At 58.5% G+C, this 12,557-nt stretch carries 12 protein-coding genes; 7 read left to right on the top strand and 5 right to left on the bottom strand.

What is annotated here, in order from left to right; all coding sequences use genetic code 11:
* The first annotated feature begins 523 nt into the window (after positions 1-523).
* The 3 genes from ABF979_RS13885 to ABF979_RS13875 all read left to right on the top strand — a co-directional run bounded on the left by ABF979_RS13885 (position 524) and on the right by ABF979_RS13875 (position 2,593).
* Positions 524-1,186, top strand: coding sequence for a hypothetical protein (locus ABF979_RS13885; RefSeq protein WP_415560455.1), 663 nt, complete (start codon positions 524-526; stop codon positions 1,184-1,186).
* The gene (locus tag ABF979_RS13880; protein ID WP_415560454.1) at positions 1,158-1,889 is read left to right on the top strand and encodes an RES family NAD+ phosphorylase; all 732 of its coding nucleotides are present in this window, start codon (positions 1,158-1,160) and stop codon (positions 1,887-1,889) included. The genes ABF979_RS13885 and ABF979_RS13880 overlap by 29 nt, the downstream gene beginning before the upstream one ends.
* Positions 1,890-1,957: 68 nt before the next feature.
* Positions 1,958-2,593 (top strand): hypothetical protein, encoded by a 636-nt coding sequence (locus tag ABF979_RS13875; RefSeq protein WP_415560453.1) that lies wholly within the window; start codon positions 1,958-1,960, stop codon positions 2,591-2,593.
* A gap of 25 nt (positions 2,594-2,618) precedes the next feature.
* Here the strand turns inward: ABF979_RS13875 and ABF979_RS13870 are convergent, their stop codons facing one another.
* Complete coding sequence (locus tag ABF979_RS13870) at positions 2,619-3,587, bottom strand: Fic/DOC family protein (protein WP_415560452.1); 969 nt, start codon at positions 3,585-3,587, stop codon at positions 2,619-2,621.
* Between the two features lie 5 nt (positions 3,588-3,592).
* A complete protein-coding gene (locus ABF979_RS13865) occupies positions 3,593-3,808 on the bottom strand; it encodes a hypothetical protein (RefSeq protein ID WP_415560451.1) in 216 nt (71 codons plus the stop codon).
* Positions 3,809-4,041: 233 nt separating this feature from the next.
* Here ABF979_RS13865 and ABF979_RS13860 point away from each other — a divergent pair, with 233 nt between their 5' ends.
* Genes ABF979_RS13860 through ABF979_RS13845 form a run of 4 tightly spaced genes read left to right on the top strand, consistent with a single transcriptional unit; the run spans position 4,042 to position 9,643 of the window.
* Positions 4,042-4,830: an ImuA family protein gene (locus ABF979_RS13860; protein ID WP_415560450.1), complete on the top strand. Its 789-nt coding sequence runs from the start codon at positions 4,042-4,044 to the stop codon at positions 4,828-4,830.
* Positions 4,724-6,244, top strand: coding sequence for a DUF6504 family protein (locus tag ABF979_RS13855; protein WP_415560449.1), 1,521 nt, complete (start codon positions 4,724-4,726; stop codon positions 6,242-6,244). Before ABF979_RS13860 ends, ABF979_RS13855 begins: the two co-directional genes overlap by 107 nt.
* Positions 6,244-6,495, top strand: a complete 252-nt coding sequence (locus tag ABF979_RS13850; protein ID WP_244896454.1) for a hypothetical protein — start codon at positions 6,244-6,246, stop codon at positions 6,493-6,495. Before ABF979_RS13855 ends, ABF979_RS13850 begins: the two co-directional genes overlap by 1 nt.
* Positions 6,488-9,643 (top strand): error-prone DNA polymerase, encoded by a 3,156-nt coding sequence (locus ABF979_RS13845; protein WP_415560448.1) that lies wholly within the window; start codon positions 6,488-6,490, stop codon positions 9,641-9,643. The genes ABF979_RS13850 and ABF979_RS13845 overlap by 8 nt, the downstream gene beginning before the upstream one ends.
* 4 nt (positions 9,644-9,647) lie before the next feature.
* Here the strand turns inward: ABF979_RS13845 and ABF979_RS13840 are convergent, their stop codons facing one another.
* From ABF979_RS13840 to repC, 3 genes are all read right to left on the bottom strand, one after another.
* Complete coding sequence (locus ABF979_RS13840) at positions 9,648-10,139, bottom strand: MucR family transcriptional regulator (protein ID WP_415560447.1); 492 nt, start codon at positions 10,137-10,139, stop codon at positions 9,648-9,650.
* 180 nt (positions 10,140-10,319) lie between these two features.
* Positions 10,320-11,099 carry a hypothetical protein gene (locus ABF979_RS13835; protein ID WP_279183999.1) on the bottom strand — a complete coding sequence of 260 codons (780 nt, stop codon included), beginning with the start codon at positions 11,097-11,099 and terminating at the stop codon, positions 10,320-10,322.
* Between the two features lie 44 nt (positions 11,100-11,143).
* The gene (gene repC / locus ABF979_RS13830) at positions 11,144-12,472 is read right to left on the bottom strand and encodes a replication initiation protein RepC (RefSeq protein ID WP_415560446.1); all 1,329 of its coding nucleotides are present in this window, start codon (positions 12,470-12,472) and stop codon (positions 11,144-11,146) included.
* Positions 12,473-12,557: the final 85 nt, after the last annotated feature.

Genomic DNA, 12,557 nt, shown 5'->3' with positions numbered 1-12,557 from the left:
ATGATGCCAATAACTGGGCTATCGAGACTATGGATAACCCTCGCTATCCGCTGGAGCTGTTTCTGCGTGTGATTACGATTAGTCTTGAAACCATGAAAATCGTGAACGGGTTGCCTGCTTTGGATATATTGGAAAGTTGATTACACTCAATCAGAGCACAATCTGATCTGACCCAGTGCTCAGCAAGGCGGCTTTTGGCGCTGAAGGATCTCTCTCCGCTCCGTGAAGCGATTGGCATACGGGGAAAAACTATTCCGGGACGTAAACGGGGCGGCCACGGTTGGGGGAAGATGCCGGTCCTGTCGATCAGAATGCCACTTTTTCCGAGGGGACACTTCGACCTTTGCCCCGATGGCAACCCGATTTGTCCGAGCTGGAGGCTGCTATAGCTGCTGCCGCCGCTCTGTGGGCGCAGTCATCAAAGAACGTAGCTCGGAAGAGTCATCACGATTATAACACTTGGTAGTTATAAAGGTTATATGATAACCTTTATAACTACCATAACCGAAATGGAGGATTATCCATGACGAGTGTTTCATCCTCTCCATGCATAACCACCCAAATTGCTACTACTCCGGAAGCACGTAAAGCTTTGGCGAGGTCGGACAGCGATCATGTGATGGTAATAAGTTTCAAGGATATTCCGTCTGAAGAGGTCGCTGCCCTAGGAAAAATCTTTCAAGGTTTTACCGAAATTTTATTTTTCCAGATGTTGCGCAACAGTGCCGAATGCAAGTTGCTAAAACGCGGAAAAGCAGATCGCGTTAAGCCTTGGCTTCAAAAGCAGGCCATAATGCGGCAAAGGGCGCGTGAGGCTGTCCTGGACACTGGGGATTGGATACCTGCGACCAAGGTCGCGGAACTTGCACAATTTAGTGCACACAATCCAAGTTCCCAGCCGAATAAGTGGAAACGGAACAAAAAGATTTTTGCTATTAACGAGCAGGGGGTTGATTATTTTCCACTTTTTGCTTTGGAGCCGGATTCCGGTTTCCGACCTGTCGAAGCCGTCTCCGAAGTGATTAGTGTATTCGATGGTCGGAAAGATTCATGGGGCATGGCGTACTGGTTCGAGTCTGATAATAGTTTTCTCGGTGGAAAACGACCGAAAGACCTGTTGATAACAGAACCTAAACGTGTGGTGGCAGCGGCCATGGATGAGATTGAAGGTGTGCAGCATGGCTAGTCCCCCCCGGAAACGGAGAGAGGCGGCTATTGCGGACGTTCCCATTGCCACTCCGGCCCCTCCCTCTGGCCCGTTAGCGACAACTTCGTATACAATATCTGCTGGAACTCACCTTCATCGGGTGCATAAAAGTAAGTATAACGCAACACAACTAAACCCTAGCACCACCGGGAATGCCAGATTTAGTCCTATTTCTGACAAAGACAACGAACCTGTTGCAACCATGTACGCGGCATCCACTAGAGATGCGGCGCTTATGGAGACATTATTTCACGATGTGCCATATACCTCTGGTTTGAAAACTCTGGATAGTGGCAAGATGGATGGTCTTGTCCATTCCGAAATCACGGCGATGAAAGACATAAATCTCGTCGATTTGACGGGCGTACCGTTACGAAAACTGGGTTTAACCCGTAAACAAATAATCGACACAGAGAAAGACTGTTACCCACTTACCCGATCATGGGCGGAAGCCATCCATACGCAATGTCCCGATGCTCAAGGCCTCTCTTGGATGTCAAGACAGGACGATACAGCTCGGGCTTATGTATTTTTTGGAGATCGTCTCTCTGCGGGTGCATTAAGTCCGGTTGGCACCTCAAAGAGTCTGGCAGAGGATAGCGAGACGACAGACGCAGTTTATGCTCTCGCCGAACGGATAGGCGTCGTGATGGTTGACGGTGACGAAGGGTATGACGAATGATCGGATTTCCCGTTCTGTGTTGGCCGCACCGGGGGTAGGTAGTGGTAATCAACCCTCAGAGTTACTCGATGAGCAGAGACAGGCCCATCCAGTCCGACACCGCTGGTTTGTGCACGTCAGTCCGCCGCCTTGGCCGCGAAAAGCTGGCGGAGCGTACGATTGAGACGGTCCTTCAGCTCACGCCAGATACCGAAACGGTCGCGACAACACTCCGCGCGGCTGGCCGGCGCTTATCCCGCAAGACTGAGGCTATCAGGCGCGAGGGAGCCCGTGCTGTCCGGGCCCAAGTCAAAGGCACCGATTTTTCGATGTTCGCGGATTTCGACGCGCTACAGGAACACGCGCGTCTCTGCTTGCAGGAAACAGTCGATGCCTTTCTGGAACTGGTGGCGCAGGCAGAAAATGAGCGCTTCCAGATCGAGCAGATTACACAGAACACGACTGTCGAGCAGAGGCTGTCCGATCCCGCCTTCCGTGCCAGACGGGAAGCCGCAGCCGTGGCTCTTCATCAGGCCTGGGAGAGTGGACACTGGACTGCCGGTGCATGGGAAGCCTTTGGCAAAGTGTTCGATGCCTACCGTAAAGCAAACCCTCCTCCGCCGGCCGCTTTCTCCAGCAACGACACAGGACCTGCCCGTCAGGATCTTGTCGCGCGCAAGATCGTCTCTCTCGAAACATGGAAAGCCGCTGGTCGGCAGGCGTAATGGGCAGCACGCGGCTCGGCTGTGATCAGTCTGGCTCTGGCCAGTCGCGTGTCAGGTGCCGTGCAGGCAGTGACTGGCGATTGCGGTGTACATCCGTTGAAGGAGACAGAGTTTGCTCGCGTGGCTGGTCTCCTGATGGAGACCATGATGCGTCGAAGGCAATAAAACTTCCCGGTGCAAGGTCCTTGCCATGCTGGGGAAGGTCTTTGGTCCAGCCGACGTAAAGTCCGTCACTGGACGCAAACAGAAATTCCGGTCCACTTTTCCCGATCAGCTGGCCTTCGTAAGCCTGACCCGGCGCCGTCGTTGCGATGAACCGTTCCTGCCAGTCAACCGGACTGCCCTTTTTACGGGCGTTCTCCAAAAACGTAATGGCACGATGCAATGCCGTGCGTCTTGCTGGGTCAATGGCATCAGAAAGCATGTGCGCCACCGATGTGGTGTTCCCCAGTTCACCTGCGATCGACACCGCGATCATGCGCTCGCGCGAAACCACCGAAAAAGAAAGCTCGTGCCCGGCGTCCCTGGCGATCTTGCGCCAGAATAGGGTCTGGGTACGGCCATTCCCTTCCCGGAAGGGATGAATATGATTCAGGGTTACGAAATACGGCGTCAGCCGCTCGACAAAGAGGGCTGGAGGAAGATTTTTCAGATTGTCCTGAGCGGCAAGCCGTTCGAAAAGCTGCCCCAGTTCCAGCGCCAGCCGTGAGGGAGGCGAGAAGGTCGTGGCATCTTCACTCTGGGTAAATGCCTGTTTCGAGAGGTTGACCTGCCTGAATTCGCCCGCCCACTCATACACATCCTGATAAAGATGCTGATGAATGGCTTTGAGAAGATCAACGCCCTGCCTGTCGGGATAACCAGTTTCGCGAATTTCCCATTCCCGGAAAGCTGCATGACTGGCTTCGATTTCCGAAAGGAGTTGCGGATTATCGGTTATTCCGATTTTGTTGGCTAAGGTAAGCCCATCGGACTGAAGATAAGGGTCAGCCACCTGAATTAAGCTGCTCTGGTGGCTTTCTTATAACGGGGATCAGCCTGCAGTCGGGCCATGAGGCGCCGACGCGCTTCGTCTGTGGTGATTTCACCCCGGGCGCACGCTTCCAGATCCGCAGCCGCCTCTGGAGGAACGGGCTGTCCTTCGCGGGCAGCACTGGCCAGAGCATCCTGCGCCGCCTGTTGCCGACGGACGAGATCTTCATGAGAGAGCGTCATGATCGAAAGTTCCCCTGATTAGAGAATGAATTTTACCACATCCGCCTCACTCTGTCACCGATATTGCTGCCCATACAGGCTCCAGAAACACCCGCATCGAGTCACTCAGGGCATGCCGTATCAGTTTCCCCGGCAGATCAGACGGATAGCGACATCGGGCCACGCTCGGACTGAAATAGGCTTGCGTTCCTCCTTTGTTCTGGTGTAGCCAGAGGGTGTAAAGGAGCCATCCCATGCACCAGGACAAGACGGATACGCTGGCCCTTCTGCGCGAGAAAATCCGCCGGATGGAAGCCCCCACACCTGTGTCGACCGACAGACTGCCAACCGGGTTTGCGGCTCTTGATGCCCATCTGGACGGTGGTCTGGCGCGGGGCTGCGTGCATGAAGTCTTCAGCACCGGACGCGACAGCCTTTATGGCTCCCGCTCAGCCGCCTTTGTCGCCCATGTGCTGGCCCGCACGACCGGGCCGGTGATCTGGGTGAGTGAAGACTATCCCGACCTGTCCGCCCCGGGCATCCGCCAGTCCGGCCTTAATCCTGGTCGCCTGCTCTGCGTCACTACCCGGAAGGGCGGTCTGGAAGCGCTGTGCGAGGACGTGCTGAACGAACGCGGGGTCTGTGCCCTGGTCGCGGATATCCGTACACCGCTTACGCTCACCCAGTCCCGCCGCCTCGTGCTGGCTGCCAGTCGAAGCCACGTCAGTGGCTTCCTGCTCTGCCGCACGGCAGGGGCTCAGAATGACCCGCCCGCCAGCGCCAGCATGACCCGCTGGCGGATCGGGGGCAGCCCCTCAACACTGCGCACCGATCTCCCCTCTCTTTCTCCGGTTGCCGGCGCAGAGCGCTGGGCTGTCGAACTGCTGCGTCATCGCGGTGGACCCGGCGGCACCTGGATCATCACCCCGACACGGCATGACCCGACGTATTCTCTCCCTGTGGCTGCCCCTCTGGCCGATCGAGCGACACCAGAAACAGCAGCCATCCCCTTCACGCAGCGGACTGGCGCTCTACGCGCCTGAGCGTGGCCGGCTTCTGGTGACAGCAGCCGATCCCATAGCCCTACGACTGGGGATCTGCCACGGGATGCCATTGGCACAAGCCAGGGCCATGCACCCAGAGCTGCACGTGGCGCAGGCCGAACCTGCGACCGATCAGGCCGCACTGGAGGCGCTCACACTGTGGTGCCAGTGGCTGTCGCCCCTCACAGCCACCGATGGCGCCGATGGCGTGTGGGTGGAGACCACTGGCTGTGATCATCTTTTTGGAGGTGAGGACCAGATGGCTGAACACCTGCTGACCCGTCTTGCAAAGGCCGGTTATTCGGCCCGGATCGCGATCGCAGATACAGCGGCCATGGCGGCGGCTGTCGCCCGCAGCAGCCATCGGTCCATCACTCCCATTCCCCCGAGGGGGCAGGAGAGTGTCCTGCGCGAACTACCTCTGGCCAGCCTGCGACTTGAACCTGAGACACTGGCGACCCTGCGCCGTCTTGGCCTGGTGCGTGTCGGCCAGCTGCTGGATATGCCCCGCGCGCCTCTGGCACGCCGCTTCGGGCAGGCCCTACCCGACCGGCTTGATCAGGCGATGGGACGCCTACCTGAACCCCTTTCCTTCAGGACAGCACCACAGGCTTTCCGCGCTTCCGGCACACTGGTTGAACCAATCAGCACGGCCCCAGCCATTGCCCGCGCTCTGGAAAACCTCGTGGCGGAACTGGCAGACACCCTGAGCCGGCGGGGGCACGGCGCACGCCAACTGCAGGTGCAGTGCATGCGGGTCGATGGCACACTCCAGAGCCTTCAGATTGGACTGTCGAACGCCAGCGCCGATCCTGTCCGGCTGAACCGGCTTCTGGCCGAGCGGATCGAAACCATAGAACCGGGCTTCGGGATTGAAGCCTTTACCCTCAGTGCGACACAAACAGCCCCACTGGACGCCCCGACCAACCGGGACTGGCTGACACCCACCACCGATCCCGCAGGCCTGCCTGCCCTCCTTGAGCGTCTTGGGGGACGGGTCGGGATTCAAAGCCTCTCGCGCCTGCATGATGGAGCCAGCCAGTTTCCTGAATGCGAACAGGCTTATAAGGGGTGTGAGCACGTACAGAGTATGGAGGACCACTCCCCATCCGGCCCTCATGGCCCACGGCCTGCCCGATTGCTACCGACCCCCGCTCCCCTTACCGTTACGGAGCTCTGGCCTGACGGTGCGCCCAAAGCCTTCCTCTGGAGGCGTGCCACGCACACTATTCGCGGGCTGATCGGCCCAGAGCGGGTCTGGAGCGACTGGTGGCATGACCCCCAGGGCGCTTGCGCGCGCGATTACTGGGTAGCCGAGACGGCAGAGGGCGAACGCTTCTGGTTGTTCGTCGCTCATGATGGCACGGGTCCGGCTAAAGGGCGGGCCGTATGGTTCCTGCATGGGCTTTTCTGATGCAGCGCCCGCCAGACCTTCCCGGCCTGCGTCCGGCCCGCACAGACGACATCGCCGATGCCCTCATGCACGCGTTATGTCATGATGGTCGCCGCCGGGTGCATGATGCGGACGAGCTGATGGCCCGACTGGTTGCTGAGCGGTTGGTCGCCCATCTCGAACGCTGTGGCTTCATCCTGTGCCGTGCGCAGGATACAGGCAGCCACACAGCTTCAGCCCATCCGCACCCGACCGAGGCCCGCTGTGAGTGAGGCAGGCTATGTCGAGTTGCAGGTGGCGACCTGTTTCTCGTTCCTGCGCGGGGCCAGCCATCCCGGTGAACTGATGCAGCAGGCCAGAGCACTGGGCTACACGACACTGGGTATCACCGATTACAATTCGGTGGCCGGACTGGTACGTGCCCATGACGCGGCGACTGAGCACGGTATCCGCCTCATTCCGGGGGCACGGCTGGAGCTGGAAGAGGGCGCGAGCCTGCTCGCCTATCCACGGGATCGGGAGGGTTGGGCGTCGCTGTGTCGGCTGTTGACGCTGGGTGCGCGTCGTGGACCGCATGATGCGTTCCAACTCCGCTGGCAGGATCTGACGCGCGAAGCACGTAATCTGGTTCTGATCCTGCTTCCCACCGATGATCAGCGTCTGCCTGCCGACATGACGCGACTAGCAGAATTGGCTCGCCAGAAAGACGACGGCCCAGCCTATGTCGCGCTCACACGCCGTTTCGAGGGGCATGAGAGCGAGCGTCTGGCGTGGATTGCGCGGCTCTGTGTCCAAAATGGCGTGCTCCCCGTCGTTACGGGAGATGTGCTGTGGCATGACCCGTCCCGCCAGATCCTTCATGATGTGATGACAGCTATTCGTTGCCACCGCACTCTCGAAACACTGGGAGCGGAACGCACCCGGCATCTCTCCCGCCACCTGCGCGGCCCGAGTGAGATCCGTGCCCTGTTCCCCGGCTATGAGGACGCTCTGGTGCGCAGCCAGGAGATTGCCGCCGCTTGTCGTTTTTCTCTGGAGGATCTGCGCTACCAGTATCCTGATGAGACTGACGGAAGCGGTGAGACACCGCAGGCCGTTCTAACCCGCCTGGTCAGGGCCGGCGTGCCTTATCGCTATCCAACCGGTACACCTCTCGATGTCCGTCAGCAGCTCGATCACGAACTGGGCCTGATCGAACGTCTTGGCTATGCGCCGTATTTCCTGACGGTAAATACTATCGTCGCCTATGCCCGCTCCCGCGGCATCTTATGCCAGGGCCGCGGTTCGGCCGCCAATTCTGCCGTGTGTTACGTGCTGGGGATCACGGCCATTGATCCCGTCCGCTCAGGCCTCCTGTTCGAACGCTTTGTCTCCGAAGAGCGGCAGGAGCCACCTGACATCGATGTGGATTTCGAAGCCGACCGGCGCGAGGAAGTCATCCAGTGGATCTATCGGCGCTATGGTCGCTCTCACGCGGCCCTGTGCGCCACTCTGATGCGTTTCCAGCCTAAAGGGGCGCTGCGGGAAGTCGGCAGGGCATTCGGTCTGCCAGAGGATCTTCTGGGCCAGATGTCGAAACATCTGGCCAGTGTCCTGCACGACGAGGCCCTGCTTGCCGAGCGGCTGGCACAGATCGGCCTGTCTGCTGGCGACAGGCGACTTGGCATGGTCTTGCAGCTTGCCCGTCTGCTGGTGGGATTTCCGCGCCAGTATGGCACCCATCCCGGTGGGTTCGTGCTGACCGCTGACCGGCTCGACGAACTGGTGCCCGTGCGCCCCGCCGCCATGGCGGAACGCCAGACCCTGGTCTGGGACAAGGATGACATCGACCGGATGCGCATGATGAAGGTCGATGTGCTGGGCCTTGGCATGCTCGGCTGTCTGCGGCGCTGTTTTGACCTCATCCAGTCACGCTACCACCGCACGCTCGACATGACGACGATCCCGCCTGAGGACCGCGCGACCTACCAGATGATTGCCCGGGCGGATACGCTGGGGACGTTCCAGATCGAGAGCCGTGCGCAGATGGCCATGCTGCCGCGCACAAAGCCCGCCACCTTCTATGATCTGGTTGTGCAGGTCGCCATCGTGCGCCCTGGTCCCATTACTGGCGACATGGTCCATCCCTATCTGCGGCGCCGGGCGGGAGAAGAAGCCCCGGACTGCCCCAGCCCTGCCCTACAGCGTATTCTGGGCAAGACACTCGGCATTCCGCTGTTTCAAGAGCAGGCCATGCAGGTTGCGGTGCATTGTGCAGGCTTTACGGGTGGGGAAGCAGACCAGCTCCGGCGCTCCATGGGTACCTTCCGCTCCACGGGTGGTGTCCACCATATGAAGGCCCGTTTGCTGGGCGGCATGATTGCCAATGGATATGATCCAGCTTTCGCTGCGCGCATTTGGACACAGCTGGAAGGCTTCGGAGCGTATGGTTTCCCCGAAAGCCATGCGGCAAGTTTCGCGCTGATTGCCTACGCCTCGGCCTGGCTGAAATGCCATTATCCCGATGTGTTCTGTGCTGCCCTGCTCAACAGCCAGCCCATGGGGTTTTATGCCCCGGCCCAGATTGTACGCGACGCGCGCGAACATGGGGGGGAAGTCCGGCCGGTCTGCATCAATACCTCACGCTGGGATTGCACGTTAGAAACCGGACGCAATGGAGCGCGGCAGGCCGTGCGTCTGGGTTTCCGGCTGGTATCGGGCCTATCGTGTGATGCAATAGCCCGGCTGATCCTCGCCCGTGGGGCGGGGTATGACAGTCTGGATGATGTCTGGCGCCGTTCGGATGTACCGCTATCTTTGCTGGAAAAGCTGGCCGAAGCCGATGCCTTTCGCGCACTGGGGGCCGACAGGCGACAGGCCTTGTGGACGCTCAAGGGTTTTGGCGCAGCCCCGCTACCTCTTTTCGAAGCAGCCGACCGGGGGCGGAACGCACCGACCCCTGAACTCTGGGAGCCTGACCCGCAATTACCCGAAATCTCGGCAGGCAGCGCCGTGGTGGAAGATTACCATACGACAGGACTGAGCCTGCGTGCCCATCCGCTCAGCTTCCTGCGCGACACCCTTGCTCGTCAGGAAATTATCCCCATTGCGGATCTGGCGCAGGTCCGTGATGGTGCTTACGTGCGGGTGGCTGGTCTGGTGCTGATGCGCCAGCGGCCCTCTACCGCGAACGGGGTCATGTTCATGACGATTGAAGATGAAACCGGCACAGCCAATCTGGTTTTGTGGAAAGATCGCGTGACAGCGCAACGGGCCATTATTGTTGGATCGGGCTTCATCGCGGCTTACGCGCGCCTCCAGCGCGAAGGTGATGTGACCCATCTGGTCGTGCGCTTTGTCGAGGATCTCCAGCCAATGCTCTCCCGCCTTAGCACCGAAAGCGGGCGAGATATTGCGATCAGTTCACGGGATTTTCGCTAAAACCTCAGTCGGGACGTTTACGTTTTCGGTTGGATTTAGGCAGCGCACCTTTCAGCATAGGAGCCTGATTCGGGTCCTTCTTGCGCTGGACAGGCATTTTGCGTCCGTGCTTCCGTTTGTACTCATTAGCCGCGCATTTCTCAGAATAGGCTTTGGGCACCATAGGATAATCCGGTGGCAGTCCCCATTTTTCACGGTATTCGTCAGGTGTCATGTTGTATATGCGCCTGAGATGGCTCTTCAGAAGCTTCATGTGCCGGCCATCTTCAAGACAGATAATATAATTATGGAAAACGGATTCTTCGATTGGCACGGCCGGAATTTCCGGTTCCGGTTCCTCCACCGGGATGTGCGCTTCTTCCAGAGACCTATAAACCAGCTTGATCAGAGCAGGGAGTTTTTCCAAATCCATCGGGTTCCCGGCAAGGAAGCCCTTAACGATCGTGGCCGTCATCCGTTTGAGATCGTCAGGTGTTGGTCGGTCGGTGCTGGACATAAATCGAAATATTCCCTGAACATCTGGCGCAAAGCGCATAAGCAGAAGGCAGGGTCTGTGGCAGGATTCCATGGTTTTTGAAAGGCACCCCGCCAGAGTCGTCCCTGGAAAATACTGCCGCCAGTCACCACTACTGGAGGAATGGTGTACCAGACGGTGCTTGCGGGCCTGAAAAACGGGTCACGCTCGGTGACCAGACGGACTAGAAACTGTCTGCTTTACTTGCGCTGGGAGTTGCTGCCGGGAAAAAATGAGTCTGATCGACTGCTCGTTGATGTCACCAGCAGGAAGATCCACCGTTTCTGCATGATCAGGAGATAATATCACTGTACGGCGTGTTTCACGGCCAACCGTTACAGGACATTGTATATCCGAGCAATCTGGCATTTCGACAAATTCAATATCCGATACACGCACATCAATTTTCACATCATTGTTGGGAAGGCGTGTGGCAGTGTAGCTGCCATGAACACCAGTCTCGAGTGTGCTTGGTACCAGGTCGATTTTCTTAAGCCCACTTTTCCTGTCTTTTATGTGTAGCGCTTTAGCAACATAGGTAATGTTTTCGCCATCATGCAGGAAAGTTACTTCCTGCCCGTTAACCGCGACATATCCGTGATATTCAGTGATCTCCTCACGCGGGAGTTCAATTGCTGTCCCGTCTGTAGTTTTAGTCGTAATGCCCAGCAGCACCCGTGTCTGGGTCGTCATGGTGATTACGTCTTTGCCGTTCAGGGGCCGTTCTGAAATATGACCGTCTGTAGACCGGATATTGCTGGTGTCTGTCGCATGAGCGATGCGCTGATAAGAGTGGATATTTTCCGCGCAAACCGTCGAACTGCCAAAGCAGGCCAGCAGACCAAGAGCCGGCATCGTCCTGCGCCCCCATAACCGCACGTTCAACGCCCGGATATTTCGACCATCAGGTGCCATATATGTGCCTGCGGGTTTGCGAACCATGAGGTAAATCCTTTCTGTTGAGCCGAACCATCCGGCTCTTTCCCTCATTGTATCCGCACCCGTTGTGACGCTGTTTTCACCCGGCCTGTCGCACGTTCTCGGATTTGCGACACATCCTGTGCCAGCGTGTCCTTCAGGGCGTAAAGACTGCGGTCGAGGTGGAGTGTTCCACGCACCCCGCGTTCGACCAGGGCCCGGAAATACGCATCGGGGTGACGGATCTGTTCGCCCTGATCCCTGCGTGTCGCCATGACGATGACCGCCACAGCAGCTTCAAACCGCCCCAGAGCGATGCAGCCGGTTTTCCACGATTGGTAACCAATGCCGATCCGGCCGGAAAGCAGTTCAGCGGCGTCGGTCAGTTGGGCACGGTCGGGCGCGGCTGAGGCACACATATCCCGCAAGGCAGGACACACCGTCAGAAAGAACGTGCTGGTGCCCGGGAAGCCCCGCAGAATGGATGCTTCCAACCCCTCGGATGGTTCACGCTGGGACACCTGCCCTGCACGCCGCATTGTTTCAATGCGATTGCGCCCATTGGGCGCTACTACAACAACCTCTTTAGGTTTTTTGTTATTTCTTTCTGTATAGTGGGTGCCAGATTGAGCATCCATGGGTGCCATTTCAGGGGTACACCGGACAGAAACTGGCGGCCTGTCGACACGGTTTTCCGCAGGCTTTTCCACAGGCTTCACACCCGCCCAGAGCGCTTTCATGGTGTCGTGATAACTGACCAGCGTATCAATCCGGTCCGTGCCGCGACGGAGCCGCATGATCCGTGCGGCTTCCAGTGCGGTTGCCTCATCGCCCTGCACCTCGGCCGCCACGCGTACCTGCTCGTTCAGATCGGCAATGGCTTCACGCAGAAACGCTACTTCCGCGCGCTGTCGTCTGCCAATCTCGAGCTGGGCCTGTAGGTCCGGCCACCGATAGCGCAGGGACGCCAGACTGAATCCAACCTGCGACATGCCTTCCTGCCCCTGCCAGCGCCGTCCCCGCTGTCCGTTCCGGCCGTCACAGGGCACGATCATCCCGGCCTCGGCCAGTTCTCTGACAGCCCGCCTCAAAGCCGTAAGCGACAACCCCGTCCAGGACATCAGTGTCGCGTTATGGGCGTAGATAAAAGGGGTTGAGAGCATTTCCCAGCTCTCCGGCCGGGTTTTCTCGATCATCCGTTCCAGCAGCCCACGTGCGCTGCGCGTCAATGGAAAGGAGCGGGGCAAAGCCCTGATCGTATTCAGGACGGCGTATTTATCCGGATAGTCCGGTGGAAGGCCGAGCAGTTCATCACGCGCCTTGAGCATGGCGGGCGTGAGGGTGCGTTTTCCCCGTCTGCGGATCGGGCAGAGGTCATCAGTGTGTGTCTGGGGCACAGCTCAAAAGTTCCAGTGCTATGGGTCATGACAGACCTCTCGGCACAGGCATCTGGACAAACCTTCCCCGTTCGCAATTTGCTTG

This window comes from Gluconobacter sp. (assembly GCF_047723935.1).
Lineage (GTDB): Bacteria > Pseudomonadota > Alphaproteobacteria > Acetobacterales > Acetobacteraceae > Gluconobacter.
Note: the sequence above shows the minus strand (reverse complement) of the source record. Positions and strands in the feature narration are given on the sequence as shown.